The organism is Cellulosimicrobium sp. TH-20, from assembly GCF_002105775.1.
Lineage (GTDB): Bacteria > Actinomycetota > Actinomycetes > Actinomycetales > Cellulomonadaceae > Cellulosimicrobium > Cellulosimicrobium funkei.
In genome coordinates, this window is sequence record NZ_CP020857.1 from 3877641 (window position 1) to 3900512 (window position 22872).

Sequence of the window (22872 nt, forward strand, 5' to 3'; positions counted from 1 at the left end):
CCGCGTCTCAGGCGTCGGCGGGCACCTCGGCGCGCGCCGCGACGCGCTCGCGCAGGGCGCGGGCGGCCGCCTCCGGGTCGCTCGCCGCCGTGATCGCGCGCACCACCACGATCCGGGTCGCGCCCGCGTCGAGGACCGCGTCGAGCCGGTCCGCGTCGATCCCGCCGATCGCGAACCAGGGCGTCGCGGGCCGGGTCGCCGCGACGTCCCGCAGCAGGTCGAGGCCGACGGCGGCCCGCCCCGGCTTCGTCGGGGTCGCCCACAGCGGACCCACGCAGAAGTAGTCCACCGCCGGGTCGGCCTCCGCCGCGGCCGCCTGCGCGGCCGAGTGCGTGGACCGGCCGAGCACGGGCCCCGCGCCGAGCAGCGCCCGCACGGCCGGGACCGGCAGGTCGCCCTGGCCCATGTGCACGACCGGCGCGCCCGTGACCGACGCCACGTCCGCCCGGTCGTTCACGGCCCACAGCGCGCCGTGCTCCGTCGCGACGCGCGCGACGAGCTCCTGGAGCTCGAGCTCCCGCGCGACGTCGAGCGTCTTGTCGCGGAGCTGCACGACGTCCACCCCGCCCGCGAGCGCCGCCCGCAGGAAGTCCTCGAGGTCGCCGCGCTCCTCGCGCGCGTCCGTGCAGAGGTAGAGCCGCGCGTCGGCGAGCCGGGCGCGTGCGGCGTCCCCTGCCGACGGGGCGGGAGTGGCCGGGGTGGTGGAGGTCTCGGAGCTCACCCGCGGGAGCCTAGCCTCGGCGGGCCCACGGCAGGAGGTACTGTGGCCGACAGCACGGGAGCCCCGCACGGGGCTGAGAGGGCGTCGCCGCCGACCGTCGAACCTGATCTGGGTCATGCCAGCGAAGGGAGCGCACATGAGCCTGTCCGTCCACCCGTCCGCGGGTGGCTCCGTCGTGCCCGACGGCGCGCGTGACGTCGTCGTCGTGGGGGGCGGGATCGTGGGTCTCGCCGTCGCGTGGCGCGCGGCGCGCGCGGGCCTGACCGTCACGGTGCTCGACCCGACGCCGGGCGCGGGCGCGACCCATGCCGCCGCGGGGATGCTCGCGCCGGTGACCGAGGCCGACTTCGGGGAGGAGGCCGCCCTGCGGCTCCACCTCGCGGCCGCCGCGGCGTGGCCGGCGTTCGCCGCGGACCTGCGCGCGGCGACGGGGGTGGACGTCGGGCTGCGGATCGCCGGGACGCTCACCCTCGCCTACGACGCGGACGACCTCGCGCTGCTCCGCCGCGTCCTCGCGCTGCACGCCGCGCACGGTCTCGTGTCGCACGAGCTCACCGTCGCCGACGCGCGCCGACGCGAGCCGTACCTGGGCCCGCGCGTCGCCGGGGCGGCGTGGGCCCCCGCGGACCACGCCGTCGACCCGCGCGCGACGCACGCCGCGCTGCTCGCCGCGCTCGGCGGACGCGACACCGCGGGTGCGGGCTCGGCCACCGGGGCGCGCGTCGTCCGCGCGTCCGCGACCCGGCTCGCGCTCGATGCCGGGCGCGTGGTCGGCGTGCACGACGACGCGGGCCGGCTCCACCGCGCGGGTGCGGTCGTCGTCGCGGCGGGCTGGCAGTCGGGCGCCCTGCTCGCGGACGTGCCGGGCGTCGTCGTGCCCACGCGGCCGGTGAAGGGTCAGACGCTGCGGCTCGACGCGGGCCCGGACCTCGCGCTGGAGCACGTCGTGCGCGGGCTCGTGCAGGGCCGGCCGGTGTACGTCGTGCCGCGCGACCCCGAGCCTGCCGGCCCGCGCGCCGGGCACCGGGAGGTCGTCGTCGGGGCCACCACCGAGGAGAACCCGGACGACCGCCGCGCCACCGCCGGCGGGGTCTTCGCGCTCCTGCGGGACGCCCGCGCCCTCCTGCCGGGGATCGACGAGGCCGCGCTGGTCGAGGTGACGCCGCGGGGGCGCCCCTCGACCCCGGACAACCTCCCGCTCGTCGGGCCGACGGACGTCCCGGGGCTGCACCTCGCGACGGGCCACGGCCGCAACGGCATCCTGCTCGCCCCGCTCACGGCCGACGCCGTCGTCGCCGGGCTCGGCGGGCTCTCCGGCCTGGGCGGGACCGAGCCCGGCGACGACGTCGCGACCGCCCTCGCCACCGCCCGCACCGACCGCTTCGCCCGCACCGCCACGACACCGAGGTGAGACCCGTGACCGCACCCGCACCCACCGCGCTCGTCAACGGCGAGCCGTACCCGCTCGACGGCGACGTCGACCTGGAGCGGCTCGTCGCCGCGCTCGTCCCCGCCTACGTCGCCGACGGCACGCCGCAGGGCGTCGCGGTGGCCGTCGGGGACGCCGTCGTGCCGCGCGGCGCCTGGGCGACGACCGTCGTCGCGCCCGGGGACCGCATCGAGATCGTCACCGCCGTCCAGGGCGGCTGAGGAGGACCCATGACCACGACCGACGTCTCCCCCGCCACCGCGAGCGGCCCGGCCTGCGCCGACGACCCGCTCGTCGTCGCCGGCACCCCGATCGGGTCGCGCCTCGTCATGGGCACCGGCGGGGCCGCGAACCTGCTCACGCTCGAGGACGCGCTCGTCGCGTCGGGCACCGCTCTGACGACCGTCGCGATGCGACGCGTCGCCGTCCGCGCCGGCGGGGACGCGAGCCCCGACGCGGGGATCTGGGCGCTGCTCGCCCGCCTCGGCATCCGCGCGCTGCCCAACACCGCCGGGTGCTTCTCGGTGCGGGAGGCCGTGCTCACCGCGCACCTCGCGCGCGAGGCGTGCGGCACCGAGTGGGTCAAGCTCGAGGTGATCGCCGACGACGTGACCCTCCTGCCCGACCCGGTCGGCCTCGTCGAGGCGGCGGACCAGCTCGTGCGCGACGGGTTCGTCGTGCTGCCCTACACGAACGACGACCCGATCCTCGCCCGACGGCTGGAGGACGTCGGCTGCGCGGCGGTCATGCCCCTCGGGGCGCCCATCGGCACGGGGCTGGGCATCCTCAACCCGCGCAACATCGAGGCGATCGCCGCCGCGGCCCGAGTGCCTGTGATCCTCGACGCGGGGATCGGCACGGCGTCCGACGCCGCGCTCGCCATGGAGCTCGGCTGCGACGGCGTGCTCCTCGCGACGGCCGTCACGCGCGCCGCCGACCCGGTCCGCATGGCCCGCGCGATGCGCCTCGCCGTCGAGTCGGGTCGGCTCGCCGCGGGCGCCGGGCGCATCCCCCGCCGCGAGGGCGCCCTGGCGAGCTCGTCCCCGCAGGGCCGCCTCGACCTGGCTCTCTGACCCCGTCGACCAGGCCGTCCCGGCGGGCCGACCAGGCCATCCCGGCTCGTCCGCCGACCAGGACGCACCACGACCACCTGGTCGACGTGCAGGGGGACGCTAGGGGGCGAGAGTTTCCAGGGCGGCGAGGAGGGCGGGGACGCCGCCGACGACGGAGCGTGCGTCGAAGCCCGCGGCGCGGGCGGCGTCGGCGACGCGGGCCGACCGGCCGCCGACCGCGCACACCACGAGCACCGGGCGGTCGGCGGGCAGGTCCGCGAGCGCCGCGGCGGCACCGGGGTCCTGCGCGCCGCCGAGGAACGCGCCGCTCGGGACGAGCGTCGACCCGGGGAGCGGGCGCACCTGCGCCTCCCAGTCCTCGCGGACGTCGAGGAGGAAGGGTGCGGCGTCGTCGGCCCGCAGCAGGGCGGCCGCGTCGGGGGCGGACACGTCGCGCGGCGCGGGCCCCGCTGCCCCGGTCGACCCCGCCCCGGCGCCGGGCACCGCCACGGCCGACCCCGCGGGCCGGAGCCCGCAGAACGCGGCGTAGGCGTCGTCGCCCGGCAGGAGCGCAGTGACGGGCTCGCGCGTCGGGTCGGCGCGCACGGTGAGCTGGCGCCACGAGAGGTCGAGGGCGTCGTAGACGGCGAGGCGGCCGAGCAGCGTCGTGCCGGCGCCGGTGACGAGCTTGATCGCCTCGGTCGCCATGACCGAGCCGACGGTGCCGCACATCGCGCCGAACACGCCGCCGGTCGCGCAGTCGGGTGCCGCGCCCGGGGGCGGCGGGACGGGGAACACGTCGCGGTAGGTGACCCCGCGCGGGCCCTGCTCCCCCGACCCCGCCGCAGGGTCGGGACCCGCGGCGTCCGGGTGCGGGGCGTCGTCGGGCACGGCGAACCGGGGCGCGGCCCAGAAGACGCTGACCTGTCCCTGGAAGCGGTAGATCGAGCCCCAGACGACGGGCAGGCCGAGGACCTCGGCCGCGTCGGAGACGAGGTAGCGGGTCGGGAAGTTGTCGGCGCCGTCGAGCACGACGTCGTAGCCGCGCAGCACGTCGAGCGCATTGTCCGCGTCGAGCCGCAGCGCGTGCTCGACGACGTGGACGTGCGGGTTGACGTCCGCGATGCTCTCGCGCGCGGAGTCGACCTTGCGGCGCCCGACGTCCGACCCGCCGTGGATGACCTGGCGCTGGAGGTTGGACGTGTCGACGGCGTCGTCGTCGACGATGCCGATCGTGCCGACGCCCGCGGCGGCGAGGTAGAGCAGCGCGGGGCTGCCGAGGCCGCCCGCGCCGACGACGAGCACGCGCGCGGCCGCGAGCCGCCGCTGGCCCTCGGTGCCGACGCCCGGCAGCGCGAGGTGGCGCGCGTAGCGCTCGAGCTCCGGCGTCGAGAGCTCGGGACCGGGCGCGACGAGGGGCGCGAGCGGCGTCGTCATGCCGCGTACTGCTCCTCCAGCGCGACGAGCTTCGCGTCGGCCTCGGCGTGCACCTTCTTCTCGAGGATGAACGACATGACCGGGACGACGCCGGCGAACACCATCGTCGCGAGGCGGCCCCAGCCCCAGCGCATCTTGGTCCACAGGTCGAGCACGGTGACGAGGTACACGACGTAGATCCAGCCGTGCGCGAAGGGGATCCAGGACACGTACCGCATGATCCCGTCGACGTCGACGAACTGGCCCACGCCGTACTTGACGAGCATCTCGACGCACAGGATGAGCAGCATCACGCCGGTGATGATCGCGAGGACCCGGTAGCGCGCGAGCGCGCCGCGCGCCTTGCGGATCGCGGTGCGCGCGGCCTGCGCGCTGGGGGCCGCCGCGTCGGCGGGGGCGACGACGGGCGCGTCGGTGGGGGTGGCCGGGTCCTGCGTGGTCATGGGAGAGGTCCTCGTTCCGGGCGAGACGGCCGCGGCGGTCTCCGCCGCGTGCGGTGGCGTGACGCGGTCGCCGCGTTAAACCGTCGCCGCGTGTCGGACGCCGAACCTAGGGTAGAACACCGTGCGACCCCTCCCTCTCCCCGACCCGGGGACCCCCGACCTGCGCGGCCCGTCCCGCTACCTCCTCTGGATCGCCGGGCGCCAGTGGACGGTGCTCACGGTGTCCGTGCTGCTCGGCCTCGGGAACTTCGCGTGCCAGGCGTTCCAGCCGTACATGCTCGGCCGCGCGCTCGACGAGGGGCTCACCGCCGGGTTCGGCGCCGAGCTGTGGCGCTGGGCGGGCCTGCTGCTCGCGCTGGGCCTGGGCATCGTCGTCACGGGCGTGACGCAGCACCGGTTCGACATCGCGAACTGGCTGCGCTCGGCGCTCACGACGTCGCAGCTCGTGGGCGACGTCACGGCCCGCTCGGGCGACGCGATCACCGAGGAGCTCCCGACGGGCGAGGTCGTGTCCACCGTCGCGAGCGACGCGATGCGCGTCGGCCAGCTCTTCTCGATGATGGGCCAGTTCCTCGGCGCGCTCGGCGCGTACGTCGTCGTGGCGGTCATCATGCTCTCGACGTCGCTGCAGCTCGGTCTCGTCGTCGTGCTGGGCCTGCCGGTCGTGGCGGCGGTGCTCGCGCTGCTCGTCAAGCCGCTCCAGCAGCGCCAGGCCGCGCAGCGCGAGGCGCAGGGCCGCCTGACGACGCTCGGCGCGGACACGGTGTCGGGCCTGCGCATCCTGCGCGGGATCGGCGGCGAGGGCGTGTTCGTGGGCCGCTACGCGCGGCAGTCGCAGAGGGTCCGCGAGGCCGGCGTGAAGGTCGCGCACACGCAGGCCACGCTCGACGCGCTCCAGGTGCTCCTGCCCGGCCTGCTCGTCGTGCTCGTCGTCTACCTCGGCGCGACGGCGGCCCTGCGCGGCGAGATCACGCCCGGGCAGCTCGTCGCGTTCTACGGGTACGCGGCGTTCCTCGGCTGGCCGCTGCAGGTCGCGACGCAGATGCTCAACATCGCGACGCGCGCCCATGTCGCCGCGCGCAAGATCGTGCGCGTCCTCGCGGTCGAGCCGGCCGCGGGCGCGACCCCGGCCACCGCGCCCATGCCGCCCGAGGGCAGCCCCCTGGTCGACGAGACGAGCGGCCTGGTGCTCGAGCCGGGACGCGTCGTCGCGCTCGTCTCGGCGGACCCGGACGCGTCGGCGGCCGTCGCGACCCGGCTGGGCCGGTTCGACGACGCCGCGGAGGCGGCCACGCCCGTGCGGCTCGGCGGGACGCCGCTCGCCGCGCTCGACAAGCACGCGCTCCGGCGCCGCGTCGTCGTCGCCGAGGCGACGCCGCAGCTCTTCTCGGGCGCCCTGCGCGACGAGCTCGACGCGCGCGGCACCGCGACGGAGGCCGAGGTGCTCGCCGCGGTGAGCACGGCCGACGCGCACGACGTGCTCGACTCCGTGCCCGACGGCCTCGCGGGCGAGCTGCCCGAGAAGGGGCGGTCGCTCTCGGGCGGCCAGCGTCAGCGCGTCGCGCTCGCCCGGGCGCTCCTCACGGACCCCGAGATCCTCGTCCTCGTCGAGCCGACGAGCGCCGTCGACGCGCACACCGAGGCGCGGATCGCCGCGAGCCTCGCGCACGCCCGCCGCGGGCGCACGACCCTCGTCGTCACGGCGTCGCCGCTCGTGCTCGAGCACGTCGACGAGGTGCTGCTCCTCGAGGACGGCCGGGTCACGGGGCGCGGCACGCACCGCGACCTCGTCGACCGCGCCCACTCCCCCGCGACCGTGCCGGACGACGACGCGGCCCGGTACCTGCGCGTCGTCGGGCGCTCGCTCGACGACACCCCCGCCCTCGCCCGCACCGCACCCGAAGGAGGCCAGGCATGAGGCTCCCCGTCGCCGACGGCCCCGCCGTCCGCGCCGCCGCCGGGCGCCTGTTCGCCCGGCACCGCGGCACGTTCGTGCTCATCGCCGTGCTCCACACCCTGGCCGCGGTCGCGGGCCTCGTGGGGCCGTGGCTCCTCGGCCGGCTCGTCGACGCCGTCACCGAGGGCACCACGTCGTCGTACGTCACGACCGTCGTCGCCGTGGGCGCGGGCGCGGTCGTCGCGCAGGCCGTCCTGCGCCGGTACGCGCAGCGCCTGTCCATGGTCTTCGGCGAGACGGTGTTCGCCGAGCTGCGCGAGGACCTCGTCGAAACGGTGACGTCGCTGCCGCTGTCCACGGTCGAGCGCGCGGGCACGGGCGACCTCGTGGCACGCACGACGAACGACGTCGACCGCATCCAGCACGCCGTGCGGTTCGGCGTGCCGCAGCTCCTCGTCGCGGTCGTCACGCTCGTGCTCACGGCCGTGGCAGCCGTCGTGGTCGCACCCCTCGTCGCGCTCGCGCTGTTCGTGGGCGTGCCGCTGCTCGTCGTCGTGTCGCGCTGGTACCTCCAGCGCGCGTCGGCCGGCTACCAGCGCGAGGCCGCCGCCTACGCGACGCTCAACGGCACCATCACCGAGAGCGTCGAGGGCGCGCGCACGGTCGACGCGCTCTCGCTCACCGAGCGCCGCCAGGCGCGCGTGCGCGCCGACCTCACCGAGGCGTTCGAGGCGGAGCGGTACACCCTCGGGCTGCGCACCGTGCTGTTCCCGGGCATCGACCTGGCCATCGCGATCGCGCCCGTCGCGGCGCTCGTGTGGGGCGCGTGGCTGCTCTCGCAGGGCCAGACGACGCTCGGCGCCGTGGCCACGGTGACGACCTACGCGTTCCAGCTCGCCGGGCCGGTGTGGAACCTCATCTTCTGGCTCGACGAGATCCAGGTGGCCGCGGCGTCGTACGCGCGCATCGTCGGCGTCGCGCAGGTGCCCGGCGACCGCACCCCGACGGGCGACGTGCCCGACGGCGACCGCCTCGTCGCACGCGACGTCGAGTACGCCTACCGCGAGGGCCACCCCGTGCTGCACGGCGTCTCGCTCGACCTCGAGCCGGGCGAGCGGCTCGCCGTCGTCGGGCCGTCGGGCGCGGGCAAGTCGACCCTCGGACGCATGCTCGCGGGCATCCACCCCCCGACGGCGGGCTCCGTCCGCTCCGGCGGCGTGCGGCTCGTCGACCTGCCGCTCGAGGACCTGCGGCGCGAGGTCGCGCTCGTCACGCAGGAGCACCACGTGTTCGTCGGCACGCTCGCGGACAACCTGCGCCTCGCGAAGGTCGACGCGGAGGAGGCCGAGCTGCTCGACGCGCTCGACGCCGTCGACGCGCGTGGGTGGGCCGAGTCGCTGCCCGAGGGCCTCGCGACGACCGTGGGGTCGGGCGGGCACGTGCTCACCCCGGCGCAGGCGCAGCAGCTCGCGCTCGCGCGCCTCGTGCTGCTCGACCCGCACACGCTCGTGCTCGACGAGGCGACGTCGCTCCTCGACCCCCGGGCGGCTCGCCACCTCGAGCGCTCGCTCGACGCCGTGCTGGCCGGCCGGACGGTCGTCGCGATCGCGCACCGCCTGCACACCGCGCACGACGCCGACCGCGTCGCCGTGGTCGACGGCGGCCGCATCAGCGAGATCGGCCCGCACGACGAGCTCGTCGCCGCAGGCGGCGACTACGCGCGGCTGTGGCACTCCTGGCAGCAGGAGTAGCACCGGTCGGTGCCAAGATGGTGCCGATGCCTGGAACCACGAGCGCCACCCCGCACGACCTCCCGACCCTCCCGAGCCCCTGGCGGGCCCGGGTCCCCGGCTACGCCGACATCGACGCGCTCGTCCGGCTGCGACGCCTGGACGAGCTCCAGGGCACGGGCTCGACGCACGTCGACCCCGCCGGGATCGAGTCCGAGGTCGCGGGGCTGGCCTCCTGGACGCGGCGCCAGCTGGTCGCCGTCGGGCCCGACGACGTCCCCCGCGCCTGGGTGACCGTGCACGACCGCGCCGCCGGGCGGGCCACCGTCTGGGGCTACTTCGACCGCGACGTGGCCGAGGTCGACGCGATCGCGGACGCGTTCTACCGCTGGGCGGAGCGCACCGCGGTCGCGATGGCGCGCCTGCGCGGCGTGACGGCGACGCGCCTCGACGAGAGCCCGTTCGCCGACGACGCGCGCCAGGCGCAGTGGCTGACCCGGGCCGGGTACGCGCGGCGGCGGAGCTGGCTGCACATGACGCGCCCCGTCGTCCCGGACCAGGCCGCGCTCGCCCCGCGCGCCGGGGTCACGGTCCGCCCGGTCGAGCGGCACGAGAACGGGATGCCCGTCGCGGCCGACCTCCAGGTCGTGCACCAGATGCTGGAGACGTCCTTCCAGGACCACTTCAACTCCTACCGGGAGAGCTTCTCGGAGTTCGTGCAGCGGCTCCGCGAGGACCCGGGCCACAGCTGGGACCACTGGTGGCTCGCGTACGTGGACACCGACGACGGCCACCGCGTCCCCGCGGGCACGGTCGTGTGCTCGTCGATCGCCGCGGGCGAGAGCGGCGCGCCGGGCACCTACGTCGAGTACATCGGGGTGACGCGCGCCGCCCGCGGCCGCGGCGTGGCGAAGTCGCTGCTCGCGACGGTGATCGCGGACGCCGCCCGGGACGGTCGCGACCGCGTCGCGCTCGAGGTCGACGCCGACTCCCCCACCAAGGCCGACCAGCTCTACCGCTCGCTCGGCTGGGAGACGGACTACGTCACCGAGTCGTGGTTCAAGGACCTCGACCTCGACGGCTGACCGCGGGCGGCCGGGACGCGCAGCCGGGTCGGGGGCCCGGACTCGGGGCCGGGCCCGGTCGCGGGGCCGGGGCCGGACGCGCCGGTGCCCGGCCGTCGCGGACGACGACCGGGCACCGGGTGACGCAGCGAAGGGCGACCTGACGGAGTCAGCCGACCCGACGGGACGAGCGCGTCAGAAGCACGAGACGTGGATCGCCACCGACGCGTCGGTCGACGTCGCGTAGGCGGTGCCCTGGCCGTCGTAGTCGTACATCGTCACCGCCGCGCCCGCGCTGTTGCGCGCGCTGTTGGTCGTCCCGTTGACCCGGAGCGACACGTTCGTCGGCGCGCTCGCCGTGATCTTCGCGTCGCGGGTGCCGCAGTTGTACGGCGTGGTCCTGCTCGCCGCGCTCGCGCTCGCCGCCGGGGCGAGGACCAGACCGATCGTGACCGCTGCCACCGCGAACGGTGCAAGACGCTTCTTCATGGAGTACCCCCGTGTCTCTCCGACCGCCGGGCGACGTCGACCGGCGGACCGCCCGGACGCTCTGTCCGGGCGGGATAAGACTGAGGTCCGTACATATGTCCGGCAAGCGCTGTGTCACGTGGTGAGACGGCGGTCCGATCGCTCCCGGCCCGGGACGCGGTGTGTGCGCCCCCGGCCCGCTCTCAGGGGGTCGTTCGCGGGCCCGTCGCGTCGGCGTCGGCCGGCCCGGGGAGGCCGGCGATCCCGGCGTCCTCCCCGCGCGCGCGGCGCTTGCCGCCCGCCGCCTCGTCACGCACGAGCCGGACCCACAGCAGCACGGCGAACCCGCCGAACACCCACCACTGGAGCGCGTAGAACAGGTTCTGGAGGTTGAGCCCCGTGCCGCCCTCGATCGTCGGGCGCGGGAGCTGGGCCGGGCCGCCGTCGGCCGCGGACGGCTGCGCCGGGTCCGAGGACAGCAGCACGAGGTAGCCCGAGTACATGGGACCGCCCCACGCGTTGACCAGCTCGCCCGTGGAGATCGCGTCGGTGCGGCCGGGGGCGGAGCCGCCCTGCCCGGCGGCCTCGGACGCCTGGAGGTAGCCGGTGAGGCGCACGACGTCGTCCGGCGGGTCGAGCGCGGCGCTCTCCTCGGGCGACTCGACCCAGCCCCGCACGACAGGCAGGACCGGGGCGCCCGAGAGGTCGGCCCACGACGCCCCCTGGGTGCCGTCGTCGGTCACGTGGAGCGGGGTGAGCACGAGGTAGCCGGCGCGGCCGTCGAGCGCGCGACCCTCGACGAGGAGCTGCCCCTCCGCGTCGTACTCGCCCTCGACCCAGGCCTGCCGCCCGACGAGCTCGCCGGGGAACGTGGACTGCGGCGGGAGCAGCACGCCGACGCCCTCGGGTCCGGCGGCCTCGAGCTCGGCGGCCTCGTGCTGCGCCGCGAGCTCGGCGCGCTGCTGGGCGCGGTCGAGCTGCCAGACGCCGAGCCGCGCGCACACCGCCGCGGCGACGAGGAGGAGCACGAGCAGCCCGACGACCCGGGGCTGGCGGGCGACCGCCCAGAACGAGCGGGGCGCGGTGGGCTCGGGCACGACCCCACGGTATCCGGGGCGCGGGCGGGTCCCCGCATCCGGACCGACTCCCGGGCGAACGTCACACGCCGCCCAGCGGCCCCCGGCGTCGGGGACAACGTCCTCGGCCGTGGTTCCCGGGCGCGGGACCTTGGACCTTTTGTGCCGTCGTGGGCGCAGGTCACACCGCCCGGCGCCAGGAGGAATAGTGCAGGCCCCCGGTCGATGGGGTTGTATGAAGCCGTAGTCGTTCACGGACCCTTCCCCCGCAGGAGCGTGAGATGAGCACGACCACCGTCACCGAGTCCACCGCCTGGCAGCCCACCGAGATCGCACCGCTCGACGACGACACCCTGCGTCGGGTCGACGCCTGGTGGCGCGCGGCGAACTACCTCTCGGTCGGCCAGATCTACCTCCTCGACAACCCGCTGCTGCGGACGCCGCTGGACCGCGAGGACGTCAAGCCGCGCCTCCTGGGCCACTGGGGCACCACGCCGGGCCTCAACTTCCTCTACGCGCACCTCAACCGCGCGATCGCGCAGCGCCGCCAGTCGACGATCTACGTCGCCGGCCCCGGCCACGGCGGCCCCGGCCTCGTCGCGAACGCGTACCTCGAGGGGACGTACTCCGAGACCTACTCGGACGTCACCCAGGACACCGAGGGCCTGCGCCGGCTGTTCCGCCAGTTCTCCTTCCCGGGCGGCATCCCGAGCCACGTCGCGCCGGAGACGCCCGGGTCGATCCACGAGGGCGGTGAGCTGGGCTACGCGCTCTCCCACGCGTACGGCGCCGCGTTCGACAACCCCGACCTGCTCGTCGCCGCGGTCGTCGGCGACGGCGAGGCGGAGACGGGCCCGCTCGCGACGAGCTGGCACTCGAACAAGTTCGTCAACGCGCGCAACGACGGCGTCGTCCTGCCGATCCTGCACCTCAACGGCTACAAGATCGCCAACCCGACGGTGCTCGCGCGCATCAGCGACGACGAGCTGCGCGACCTCATGATCGGGTACGGCCACACGCCGTACTTCTTCACGGGCGGCTTCGACGGCGAGGACCACTTCGAGGTGCACCGCCGCTTCGCGCAGCTCCTCGACGAGGTGCTCAACCACATCGCGCAGATCAAGGCCGACGCCGCGGCGGGGAACGACGAGCGTCCCGCGTGGCCGATGATCGTGTTCCGCACGCCGAAGGGCTGGACGTGCCCGCCGGTCATCGACGGCAAGAAGACCGAGGACTCGTGGCGCGCGCACCAGGTGCCGCTCGCGAGCGCCCGGGACACCCCGGAGCACCTCGAGGTGCTGCGCGGCTGGCTCGAGTCCTACCGGGCCGACGAGCTGTTCGACGAGGACGGCCGCCTGGTCGACGACGTCGCCGCGCTCGCCCCCGAGGGCACGCTCCGCATGAGCGACAACCCGCACGCGAACGGCGGCCTCCTGCTCAAGGACCTCCGCCTGCCGGACTTCCGCGACTACGCTGTGGACGTCACGGGGCCGGGCAGCAGCATCGCCGAGTCGACGCGCGTCCTCGGGCAGTGGCTCACCGACGTCGTGCGGAAGAACCCGGACAACTTCCGGATCTTCGGCCCCGACGAGACGGCGTCGAACCGCCTCCAGGCCGTGTACGAGGTCACGGACAAGCAGTGGAACGCCGACTTCTTCGGGCCCGACGTCGACGAGCACCTCGCGCGCGCCGGGCGCGTCATGGAGATGCTGTCGGAGCACCAGTGCCAGGGCTGGCTCGAGGGCTACCTGCTCACCGGGCGGCACGGCCTGTTCACGAGCTACGAGGCCTTCATCCACATCGTCGACTCGATGTTCAACCAGCACGCGAAGTGGCTCAAGGTCACGAACCACATCCCGTGGCGGCGCCCGGTCGCGAGCCTCAACTACCTGCTGTCGAGCCACGTGTGGCGCCAGGACCACAACGGCTTCAGCCACCAGGACCCGGGCTTCATCGACCACGTCGTGAACAAGAAGGCCGAGATCGTCCGCGTCTACCTGCCGCCGGACGCGAACACGCTGCTCTCGACGTACGACCACTGCCTGCGCTCGCGCCAGTACGTGAACGTCGTCGTGGCGGGCAAGCAGCCGGCGCCGCAGTTCCTGTCGATGGACCAGGCGATCGCGCACTGCTCGCGCGGCCTCGGCATCTGGGACTGGGCCGGCACCGAGGTCGAGGGCGAGGACCCGGACGTCGTGCTCGGCGCCGCGGGCGACGTGCCCACGCTCGAGGTGCTCGCCGCGGCGGACATCCTGCGCCGGCGCATCCCCGACCTCAAGGTCCGGGTCGTCAACGTCGTGGACCTCATGCGGCTCCAGGACGAGAAGGAGCACCCGCACGGCCTGTCGGACAAGGACTTCGACACGCTCTTCACGACGGACCGGCCGGTCATCTTCAACTACCACGGCTACCCGTGGCTCATCCACCGCCTCACGTACCGCCGCACGAACCACGCGAACATCCACGTGCGCGGCTACAAGGAGGAGGGCACCACCACCACCCCGTTCGACATGGCCATGCTCAACGACATCGACCGCTACCACCTGGTGATCGACGTCATCGACCGTGTGCCGTCCCTGCGCTCGACCTACGCGGGCCTGCGCCAGGAGATGGTCGACGCGCGGCTGGCGGCCCGCCAGTACACCCGCGAGCACGGGGAGGACATCCCCGAGGTGCGCGACTGGGTGTGGCCGGACGTCGGCGAGACGGCGACCGAGGAGGGTGGCCCGCAGTACAACGGCGCGAGCGCCGCCGTGCAGGACACCGGAGGAGACAACGAGTGAGCGACACCGCTCGCAGCATCTACATCACCTCGCCCGAGGGCGAGACGGGCAAGTCCACGATCGCGCTGGGGGTCCTCGACCTGCTGGTCCGCAAGGTCCAGCGGGTCGGGGTCTTCCGGCCGGTCACCCGGGCCGCCGGCCCGGACGTGCAGGACTACGTGCTCGAGCTCCTGCTCGCGCACGACGGCGTGGACGTCACCGCCGAGCAGGCGATCGGCGTCACGTACGAGGACGTCCACGCCGACCAGGAGGCCGCGCTCTCGCGGATCGTGGCCCGGTACCACGAGGTCGCGAGCCAGTGCGACTTCGTGGTCGTCGTGGGCACGGACTACACCGACGTCGCCGGGCCGACCGAGCTGTCGTTCAACGCGCGCGTCGCGGCGAACCTCGGCGCACCGGTCCTCCTCGTCGTCTCCGGCAAGGGCCGCACGCCCGACGCCGTGGGCAACCTCATCGAGGTGAGCGTCGCCGAGCTGCGCTCGCAGCACGCGCAGCCCATCGGCGTCGTCGCGAACCGCGTGCAGCCGGACGACCTCGACGCGGTGCGCGCGCTGCTCGGGTCGCTGGGACCGGACGGCGAGCCGCTCGCGGGCGGCACGTCGTCGGGCCCGACGGCGCAGCCCGCCCCGGGCACGCGGCTGCCGGGCTGGGCGGTGCCCGAGGACCCGTTCCTCGACGCGCCGACCGTGCGGATCCTCATGGAGGCCGTGGGCGGGACGCTCGCGTTCGGCGAGGAGGAGCTCCTCGCGCGCGAGGCGACCGACCTGCTCGTCGGTGCGATGTCGTTCGAGCACCTGCTCGACCGGCTCACCGACGGCGCCGTCGTCATCACGCCCGGCGACCGGGTGGACATCCTCATCGGGCTGCTCGCCGCCCACTCGGCGTCGGGCTTCCCGTCGCTCGCGGGCGTCATCCTCAACGGCGGGTTCTTCCCGCCCGAGTCGACGGCGCGCCTCGTCGCGGACCTCGACCCGAGCCTGCCGATCATCCGCACCGACCTCGGGACGTTCCGCTCGGCGAGCGCCGCCGCGAGCGCCCGGGGCCGCGTGACCAAGGAGTCGCAGCGCAAGGTCGACACCGCGCTCGCGCTGTTCGAGCAGAGCGTCGACGGCGCGGCGCTCCTCGCGGGGCTCGACGTGCCCCGGCCCGAGGTCGTCACGCCGCTGATGTTCGAGTACGAGCTGCTGTCGCGCGCCCGCGCGGACCGCAAGCACGTCGTGCTGCCCGAGGGCGACGACGACCGCATCCTGCGCGCCGCGTCCACGCTGCTCGGCCGCCAGGTCGCGGAGCTGACGATCCTCGGCGAGGAGCAGAAGGTCCGCGCCCGCGCGGCGGAGCTCGGCCTCGACATCGACGCCGCGCACGTCGTCAGCCCGCACGACCCCGAGCTCGTGGAGCGGTTCGCCGCGGAGTACCAGCGGCTGCGCGCGCACAAGGGCATGACGCTCGAGGAGGCGCGCGAGCGCGTCCAGGACGTCTCCTACTTCGGCACGATGATGGTCCACCTCGGGCTCGCGGACGGCATGGTGTCGGGCGCGAAGCACACGACGGCGCACACCATCAAGCCGTCGTTCGAGATCATCAAGACCCAGCCGGGCGTCTCCGTCGTCTCGTCCGTGTTCCTCATGTGCCTGCAGGACCGCGTGCTCGTCTACGGCGACTGCGCGGTCATCCCCGACCCGACGGCCGAGCAGCTCGCGGACATCGCGATCTCCTCGGCGGCGACGGCGCAGCAGTTCGGCGTCGACCAGCGGGTCGCGATGCTGTCGTACTCGACCGGCGAGTCCGGCTCGGGGGCCGACGTCGACAAGGTGCGCCGGGGCACGGCGCTCGTGCGCGAGCGCCGCCCCGACCTGTTCGTCGAGGGCCCGATCCAGTACGACGCGGCCGTCGACGCGTCCGTCGCGGCGTCGAAGATGCCGGGCTCGGACGTCGCGGGGCGCGCGACCGTGTTCATCTTCCCGGACCTCAACACGGGCAACAACACCTACAAGGCGGTCCAGCGCTCGGCGGGCGCCGTCGCGGTGGGCCCGGTCCTCCAGGGCCTCAACAAGCCGGTGAACGACCTCTCGCGCGGCGCGCTCGTGCAGGACATCGTCAACACCGTCGCGATCACCGCGATCCAGGCGCAGGCCCCGGCCGACGCCGCCGACCCCACCTCTGACTCCCAGGGAGCCACGTCATGACGATCCTGCCCGAGGGCGAGCGCCCCAACCCCTACAGCGCGTACGGCGCGCACGGGTCCGTGCTCGTCATGAACTCGGGGTCGTCCTCGCTCAAGTACCAGCTCGTCAACCCCGTCGGCGGCGAGGCGATCGCCGCGGGCACGATCGAGCGCATCGGCGAGGAGTCCGGGATCATCAAGCACCGGTTCGCCGGGAACACGACGACGCGCGAGGAGCCCGTCGCGGACCACGGGCACGCGCTGCGCATCGCGCTGAGCATGTTCGACGAGGTCGGCCCGACGCTCTCGGACGCCGACGTGTACGCGGTAGGGCACCGCGTCGTGCAGGGCGGCTCGCTGTTCGCCGACCCGGTCCTCGTCGACGACGGCGTGCTCGAGCGGATCCGCTCGCTGTCCCCGCTCGCGCCGCTGCACAACCCGGCGAACGTCAAGGGCATCGAGGTCGCGCGGTCGCTGCTCGGCGACGTGCCGCACGTCGCGGTGTTCGACACCGCGTTCTTCCAGCGGCTGCCGCAGCACGTCGCGACGTACGCCCTGGACGCCGAGGTCGCCGAGAAGTACGCGATCCGCCGCTACGGCGCCCACGGCACGAGCCACCAGTACGTCTCGGGGAAGGTCGCGCGCGTCCTCGGGCGCCGGATCGAGGGGCTCAACACGATCGTCCTGCACCTCGGCAACGGCGCCTCCGCGTCGGCCGTCAAGGGCGGCGTGCCGGTCGAGACGTCGATGGGCCTGACCCCGCTCGAGGGCCTCGTCATGGGCACGCGCACGGGCGACATCGACCCCGCGGTCGTGTTCCACCTCGCGCGCAACGCGGGCATGAGCATCGACGAGATCGACGACCTGTTCAACAAGCGCTCGGGCGTCAAGGGCCTGTCCGGCGTGAACGACTTCCGCGAGCTGCACCGGCTCATGGAGGCCGGCCACGAGGGTGCCCGCCTCGCGTTCGACGTGTACATCCACCGGCTGCGCAAGTACGTCGGCGCGTACGCCGCCGTGCTGGGCCGCGTGGACGTCGTCGCCTTCACCGCGGGCGTCGGCGAGCACGACGCCGAGGTGCGCGCCGCCGTCGTCGAGGGGCTCGAGCCGCTCGGCCTCGCCGTCGACCCGGACCGCAACGCCGTCGACTCCGGCGAGCCGCGCGTCATCTCGCCGGACTGGACGAGCACGCTCGTCATGGTGGTCCCGACGATGGAGGAGCTCGCCATCGCGCGCCAGTCGGTCGAGGTCGTCGAGGCGGCCTCGCGCGCCGGCTGATCCCCGCACGCCCGGGCTCCTCCGGGTGACACCCAGGCGGCTCAGGCCGCTCCCCGGCCGGTGAGCCGACGCCCGCGCGTCGGCTCGCCGGCCGGTGGCATGCTCGGGTGGTGACCGTTCTCATCGACCCGCCCGCGTGGCCCGCCCACGGGACGCTGTTCAGCCATCTCGTGTCCGACGCGTCGCTCGCGGAGCTGCACGCGTTCGCGGCGTCGATCGGCGTGAGCCCGCGGGCGTTCGACCTCGACCACTACGACGTCGCCGCCGAGCGGTACGACGTCGCGGTCGCCGCGGGCGCGGTGCCCGTCGGGGGTCGCGAGCTCGCGCGGCGCCTCGGCGCCTCCGGTCTGCGCGTCCCCGGCCGGGCGCGGCGCGCGGCGAAGGCCGACGCGCTCCTCGCGCGCTGGGACGTGCTCCTCCCGGGCGCGCGTGACGTCGGCGTCGAGCTCGTCGAGCGCTGGCACGAGCCGCACCGCGTCTACCACGGGCCCGAGCACCTCGTGCACGCGCTCGACTCGCTCGCGCTCCTCGAAGGACGCCCGCCCGGCGTGCCCGACGCCGCCGGGCCACCCGCCCGCGCAGGTACCGCCGCCGCGTCGGGCAGCACGGCGTCGGGCGGAACGTCCGGCGGCGCGGTGTCGGGCGGCGCGGTGTCGGGCGGCGCGCCGAGCGGCGCGCTGTTGGGCGGCGCACCGAGCGGCGCGGCGTCGGTCACGGGCGTGATGCCGGCGGTGACGCAGCTCGCGCTGTGGTTCCACGACGCCGTGCACGACGGCGAGGCGGGCCGCGACGAGGAGCGGTCGGCCGAGCTCGCAGACGCCCGGCTGGCGGGCCACCTCGGCGCCCACGAGGTCGAGGAGGTCGTGCGGCTCGTGCTCGTGACGACCGACCACGCCCCGGCGCCGGGCGACGGGCCCGGAGCGCTCGTCTCGGACGCCGACCTCGCCGTCCTCGGGTCCGCGCCGGACCGGTACGCCCGCTACGCCCGCCAGGTGCGCGCCGAGTACGCCCACGTGCCCGACGACGCCTTCCGCACCGGGCGGGCCGCCGTCCTGCGCGCGCTGCTCGGAGGCGGCACGCTGTTCCGCACCCCGCAGGCCGCCGCGCTCTGGGAGGACCGCGCCCGCGCCAACCTCACCGCCGAGCTCACGACCCTCACCTCCCCCACCTGACCCTCTTCCCTTCCTCTCCACCCCAACCCGCCGAACAGGCGGTCTTGGTCCGTCCCGGACGGCGGACGGACCAGGACCACCTGCTCGGCCAGCCAGGAGCGCCTGGTCGACGCGGCGGCGAGGTTAGGGTCGGGGCGTGACCGACGATCCGGCGTCGCCGCCCGCCACCACGGCGTCAGCAGCAGGCCCAACAGCACCGTCGTCCGACAGGTCCTCGTCGGGGCGTCCGCGCCGGTCCCGACGGCGGCGCCTGACCCTGGGGACGGCCGCCGGGCTCGTGGTGCTCGTGCTGGCGCCGTTCGTCGTCGTGCAGGCGGTGGGGCGCTCGCACGTCGCCGACCCCGCGCACGTGCCGCCGAGCGACGCGATCGTCGTCCCGGGGGCGGGGCTGCGGCCGGACGGGACGCCGTCCACGTACCTGCGCCGTCGGCTCGACGCGGCGGCCGAGCTCTACGACCGGGGCGTCGCGCCCGTCGTCCTCGTGAGCGGCGACGCGCACGACGACTACGACGAGCCCGGCTCGATGCGCGCGTGGCTGCTGGGCCGCGGCGTGCCCGACGACGCGATCCTGCTCGACCGCGAGGGCTTCGACACCCACGCGACGTGCACGCGCGCGGCGTCGGAGTTCGGCGTCGGCACGGCGGTGGTCGTCACGCAGGGGTACCACCTGCCGCGCACGCTGTTCTCGTGCCGCGTCGCAGGTCTCGACGCCGTGGGGGTCGGCGTCAGCGCGGCGAGCGTGGAGCCGTGGAAGGCCGTGCTCTACCGCGCCCGCGAGGTTCCCGCGGCGACGAAGGCCGTGCTCGACGCCGTGCTCCGCTGAGCGGGCTCCGTCAGGGCAGCCGCAGGCGGCGCATGACGTCGAGCGCCGACGTGAGGACCTTGCTCGGCAGCTCCCCGCCGAGCTGGTAGAGCGTGTCGAGCGTGAGGCCCTGGTTCGCGCCGCGCTGCACGGAGATCGTCTGCGCCTCGGTGAGGGCCTCGATCCCCTCGCGCCCGTGGCGGCGCCCGAGGCCCGACGCCTTGAACCCGCCCATCGGCGCCCCGACGGAGCCCCACGTCGCGGAGTAGCCGTCGTTGACGTTGACCGTCCCGGCCTCGACGCGGGCCGCGATCCGGCGGCCCCGGGCGGCGTCGCGCGTCCACACGCTCGCGTTGAGCCCGTACTCGGTGTCGTTCATGACCTCGACGGCCTCGTCGTCGCTCGCGACCCGGCGCACGGAGACGACCGGGCCGAACGTCTCCTCGCGCGCGCACGCCGCGTCGTCGGGCACGTCGTCGAGGACGGTGGGCGCGTAGAACCACGGCCCGATGTCCGCCCGGTGCACGCCGCCCGCGAGGACGCGCGCGCCGCGCGCGATGGCGTCCTCGACGTGGGCGACCACGCGGTCGAGCTGCGCCTGCGACGTGAGCGAGCCCATGTCCGCCGAGTAGTCGAGCCCGGCGCCGAGACGCATCTCACGCACGAGGGGCACGAACTCGTCGAGGAACGCGTCCGCCACGTCCTCGTGCAGCACGAGCCGCTCGATCGACACGCAGAGCTGGCCGGAGTTGGAGAAGCACGCGCGCACGGCGCCACGCGCGGCGGCGCGCACGTCGGCGTCGGCCGCGACGTAGAGCGGGTTCTTGCCGCCCAGCTCGAGCGTCGCGCCAATGAGGCGCTCCCCCGCTCGCGCCGCGACCTTGCGGCCGGTGGCCGTCGAGCCCGTGAACGCGATGTGGTCCACGTGGTCGGTCACCGCAGCGCCGACGTCTCCCCCGCCCGCGACGACGAGGAACAGGTCGGCGGGCAGCCCCGCCTCCTCGAGCAGCTCCGCGCCCCACAGCGCGGTGAGCGTCGTCTGCGGGTCCGGCTTGAGCACGACGGCGTTCCCCGCCACGAGCGCGGGCACGGCCTCGGCGAACGCGAGCGTCAGCGGGTAGTTCCACGGCGCGATGACGCCGACGACGCCCACGGGACGGCGGTGCACGCGCGTGCCGGTGAGCACGGGCAGCATCCCCGGCGCCCGCCGGTCGGCGAGGTAGCGCGGGCCGCGCTGGGCGTAGTGGCGCGTGAGGATCGCGACGTCCGCGACCTCCTCGAACGCGCTGCGCCGCGACTTGCCGGACTCCATCTGGATGAGGTCGAGGCCGTCGGACTGGCGCGCGAGCACGAGCTCGCCGAAGCGCCGCAGCACCGCCGCGCGCTCGCGCACGGAGCGGGCGGCCCAGGCCGGCTGCGCGGCCCGCGCGCGTGCCACGGCACGGGCGACGTCCTCGACGGACGAGACGGGGACCGCGGCGAGCGGGGCTCCCGTGGACGGCAGGACGGAGCGGTGCATGCCCGCCTCGTTGCTCGTGACGACGCGCTGCGCGAGGGGGGCCACGACCTCCGGCTCGAGGACGTAGGTCGCGGCCGGGTTCTCGGGGTCGATCAGGCCGTCCAGCGCGGCGCCGTCGCCGCGCCCGGAGCCGGGTGTGCCGGATGAGCTCGTCATGGGGACAGGCTACGTCGTGGCGCTGACAGCGCGTCGACGGGCTGCTCCCACGTGGTGAGCGCGGGACGGAACCCCTGCCGCGCCCAGAAGGGCGCGGACAGCGGGTTGAGCACGCCGTGGTGCAGCACGACGACGGCGCCCGGCCCGGCCTGCTCGTGCACGCGCGCGAGCGCCGCGTCGACGAGCGCCCCGCCGACCCCGGTACCGCGCGCGCTGCCCGTCACGTGCAGCAGGACGAGGTAGGCGACCGGCCCCGTCGTGACGGTCCCGGCCACGGCCCCGGAGCGCTCCGGCGGCTCGACCGCGACGACGCCCACGACCTCGCCCGTCCGCTCCCCCGGCCCCTGGCGGCGCGCCACGAGGACCGTGGTGCGCGGGTGCTCGACGGCGGCGGCGACCTGGGCGGCGAGGTGCTCGGCCGCGAGCGGCCGGACGCGGGCCGCGCCCACGAGCTCGTCGTACGCGAGCTCGGCGCGCTGGTGCTCGACGACGGCGGCCACGTCGTCCGGGCCGGCGTCGGTCAGCACGACCCCGGGGAGGTCGGTGCGGGGCCGGGCCGGCGGGGCGCCGCGACGGGCAGCGAGGTGCACGGTCGGGCGCAGGCCGCTCGCCGCGAGGGCGCCCACGGCCTCGACGTCGCGGCTCGGCCACAGGAGCGCCAGGCCGTGGTCGCGGGGTGCGGGGCCCCGCTCGGGCAGCCCGTCGCCCGCCGGTGCGCTGCCCGGGTCGCGCGCGACGCGCGCCGTCCAGGCCGCGACGAGCGCGCGGACCGCGCCGCCCACGTCCGGTCCCGCCGCGCGCGCCCGCAGCCGGTGCTCGCGCAGCGCGCGGAACCCTGCCGCCGCGGAGCCGGGTCCGACGTCCCCGACGCCGAGGAGCCCCGCGGCCCGGGAGCCGTCCGGGAGCCGCACGGCGAGGAGACGCTCGTCGCCCGCGGTGGCGCCGAGAGCGGGGACCGCCACGAGCGGGTCGAGCGCGGCGACGCGCGCGCCGTGCTCGGCCTCGAGAGCGGCGAGCTCGTCGTCGTCCGGCCGCCACGCGGCGGGGGTCATCGTCCGGCGTCGCGCGCGTCCGGGGCGCCGAGCGGGCGGCCGAGCACGACGCACTCCTGGTCCGCGTACCCCAGGCGCTCGTAGAAGCCGCGCACCGCGTCGTTCGTGGCGCGCACCATGAGGCGCACGGCCCGCGCGCCCTGCGCGGCGAGCCACGCCTCCGCCGCGACGACCGTCGCACGACCCGCGCCGCGCCCCTGGACGCGTGGGTCGACCGCCACGTAGTAGAGCCAGCCACGGTGCCCGTCGACGCCGGCCATCGCCGTCGCGACGAGCTCCCCGGCCGCGACCCCGGGCGCCTCGGAAGCACCGTCCGGGGCCACCGTGGGCAGGTCGCGCGTCGCACGGCCCACGAGCACCGTCGAGGTCTCGCCCAGGCGGGCGTCGGCGAGGTCGCGGTACGGGTCGTTCCAGGGCCGGGTGAGCCCGCACTCCCGCCACAGCGCGACGACCGCCTCGACGTCGGCGTCCTCGACCTCGGTGAAGACGAGGTCGGTGGAGGCCTCCGTCGAGACCGCGTCCGCGACGTCCGTCTCCGGGCGGCCCGCGCCCGCGGCGGGCACGGAGCCGTTGCCGCCCGGCGCGCCGTCGCCGGCGTGCGTCATGCGCGGACCGTCGGCGATGCGTCC

General features: G+C 75.6%; 19 protein-coding genes and 1 riboswitch. Of the genes, 11 read left to right on the forward strand and 8 right to left on the reverse strand.

The features are described from left to right. Positions 1-7: 7 nt before the first annotated feature. Positions 8-721, reverse strand: a complete 714-nt coding sequence (gene thiE, locus B8281_RS17285) for a thiamine phosphate synthase (RefSeq protein ID WP_085388374.1) — start codon at positions 719-721, stop codon at positions 8-10. A 44-nt stretch (positions 722-765) separates the two neighbouring features. Next, positions 766-868: riboswitch (TPP riboswitch) on the forward strand. Here thiE and thiO point away from each other — a divergent pair. The 3 genes from thiO to B8281_RS17300 all read left to right on the forward strand — a co-directional run bounded on the left by thiO (position 858) and on the right by B8281_RS17300 (position 3223). Then, positions 858-2132, forward strand: a complete 1275-nt coding sequence (gene thiO / locus B8281_RS17290) for a glycine oxidase ThiO (RefSeq protein ID WP_085388375.1) — start codon at positions 858-860, stop codon at positions 2130-2132. Its footprint overlaps the riboswitch before it by 11 nt. Positions 2133-2137: 5 nt before the next feature. Beyond that, positions 2138-2371, forward strand: a complete 234-nt coding sequence (thiS, locus tag B8281_RS17295) for a sulfur carrier protein ThiS (protein ID WP_076405108.1) — start codon at positions 2138-2140, stop codon at positions 2369-2371. A 9-nt stretch (positions 2372-2380) separates the two neighbouring features. After that, entirely contained in the window at positions 2381-3223 is an 843-nt protein-coding gene (locus B8281_RS17300; protein ID WP_085388376.1) for a thiazole synthase, read from the forward strand. Positions 3224-3322: 99 nt separating this feature from the next. On the opposite strand, the gene B8281_RS17305 is transcribed toward B8281_RS17300, so the two are convergent. Together B8281_RS17305 and B8281_RS17310 are read right to left on the reverse strand one after the other, a co-directional pair. After that, on the reverse strand, positions 3323-4639 hold the full coding sequence (locus tag B8281_RS17305) for a ThiF family adenylyltransferase (protein ID WP_085388377.1): 1317 nt from the start codon (positions 4637-4639) through the stop codon (positions 3323-3325). Then, a complete protein-coding gene (locus tag B8281_RS17310; RefSeq protein ID WP_085388378.1) occupies positions 4636-5082 on the reverse strand; it encodes a DUF3817 domain-containing protein in 447 nt (148 codons plus the stop codon). The genes B8281_RS17305 and B8281_RS17310 overlap by 4 nt, the downstream gene beginning before the upstream one ends. 121 nt (positions 5083-5203) lie before the next feature. Here B8281_RS17310 and B8281_RS17315 point away from each other — a divergent pair, with 121 nt between their 5' ends. From B8281_RS17315 to B8281_RS17325, 3 genes are read left to right on the forward strand one after another with little or no spacing between them, the layout of a single operon-like run. After that, positions 5204-7000, forward strand: coding sequence for an ABC transporter ATP-binding protein (locus tag B8281_RS17315; RefSeq protein WP_085388379.1), 1797 nt, complete (start codon positions 5204-5206; stop codon positions 6998-7000). Then, complete coding sequence (locus tag B8281_RS17320) at positions 6997-8730, forward strand: ABC transporter ATP-binding protein (RefSeq protein ID WP_085388380.1); 1734 nt, start codon at positions 6997-6999, stop codon at positions 8728-8730. Before B8281_RS17315 ends, B8281_RS17320 begins: the two co-directional genes overlap by 4 nt. Before the next feature lie 26 nt (positions 8731-8756). Further along, positions 8757-9794 (forward strand): GNAT family N-acetyltransferase, encoded by a 1038-nt coding sequence (locus tag B8281_RS17325; RefSeq protein ID WP_198163090.1) that lies wholly within the window; start codon positions 8757-8759, stop codon positions 9792-9794. 174 nt (positions 9795-9968) lie between these two features. Here the strand turns inward: B8281_RS17325 and B8281_RS17330 are convergent, their stop codons facing one another. Together B8281_RS17330 and B8281_RS17335 are read right to left on the reverse strand one after the other, a co-directional pair. Further along, the gene (locus B8281_RS17330; protein ID WP_034654148.1) at positions 9969-10262 is read right to left on the reverse strand and encodes a hypothetical protein; all 294 of its coding nucleotides are present in this window, start codon (positions 10260-10262) and stop codon (positions 9969-9971) included. A gap of 182 nt (positions 10263-10444) precedes the next feature. Next, a complete protein-coding gene (locus B8281_RS17335; RefSeq protein ID WP_157446669.1) occupies positions 10445-11338 on the reverse strand; it encodes an SURF1 family protein in 894 nt (297 codons plus the stop codon). A gap of 260 nt (positions 11339-11598) precedes the next feature. On the opposite strand from B8281_RS17335, the gene B8281_RS17340 reads away from it, so the two are divergent. The 5 genes from B8281_RS17340 to B8281_RS17360 all read left to right on the forward strand — a co-directional run bounded on the left by B8281_RS17340 (position 11599) and on the right by B8281_RS17360 (position 19537). Beyond that, the gene (locus tag B8281_RS17340; protein WP_085388382.1) at positions 11599-14100 is read left to right on the forward strand and encodes a phosphoketolase; all 2502 of its coding nucleotides are present in this window, start codon (positions 11599-11601) and stop codon (positions 14098-14100) included. After that, on the forward strand, positions 14097-16286 hold the full coding sequence (gene pta / locus B8281_RS17345; protein ID WP_034654151.1) for a phosphate acetyltransferase: 2190 nt from the start codon (positions 14097-14099) through the stop codon (positions 16284-16286). The genes B8281_RS17340 and pta overlap by 4 nt, the downstream gene beginning before the upstream one ends. Then, positions 16283-17542, forward strand: coding sequence for an acetate/propionate family kinase (locus B8281_RS17350; protein ID WP_043656335.1), 1260 nt, complete (start codon positions 16283-16285; stop codon positions 17540-17542). The genes pta and B8281_RS17350 overlap by 4 nt, the downstream gene beginning before the upstream one ends. Positions 17543-17652: 110 nt before the next feature. Then, the gene (locus B8281_RS17355; protein WP_085388836.1) at positions 17653-18714 is read left to right on the forward strand and encodes a DUF4031 domain-containing protein; all 1062 of its coding nucleotides are present in this window, start codon (positions 17653-17655) and stop codon (positions 18712-18714) included. Positions 18715-18991: 277 nt separating this feature from the next. Beyond that, positions 18992-19537 (forward strand): vancomycin high temperature exclusion protein, encoded by a 546-nt coding sequence (locus B8281_RS17360; protein WP_076405098.1) that lies wholly within the window; start codon positions 18992-18994, stop codon positions 19535-19537. 10 nt (positions 19538-19547) lie between these two features. Here B8281_RS17360 and B8281_RS17365 read toward each other — a convergent pair whose 3' ends face one another. Genes B8281_RS17365 through B8281_RS17375 form a run of 3 tightly spaced genes read right to left on the reverse strand, consistent with a single transcriptional unit; the run spans position 19548 to position 22848 of the window. Next, positions 19548-21191, reverse strand: coding sequence for a succinic semialdehyde dehydrogenase (locus tag B8281_RS17365; RefSeq protein WP_082774668.1), 1644 nt, complete (start codon positions 21189-21191; stop codon positions 19548-19550). Beyond that, positions 21188-22243 carry a GNAT family N-acetyltransferase gene (locus B8281_RS17370; protein WP_085388383.1) on the reverse strand — a complete coding sequence of 352 codons (1056 nt, stop codon included), beginning with the start codon at positions 22241-22243 and terminating at the stop codon, positions 21188-21190. The genes B8281_RS17365 and B8281_RS17370 overlap by 4 nt, the downstream gene beginning before the upstream one ends. After that, on the reverse strand, positions 22240-22848 hold the full coding sequence (locus B8281_RS17375; protein ID WP_085388837.1) for a GNAT family N-acetyltransferase: 609 nt from the start codon (positions 22846-22848) through the stop codon (positions 22240-22242). The genes B8281_RS17370 and B8281_RS17375 overlap by 4 nt, the downstream gene beginning before the upstream one ends. Positions 22849-22872: the final 24 nt, after the last annotated feature.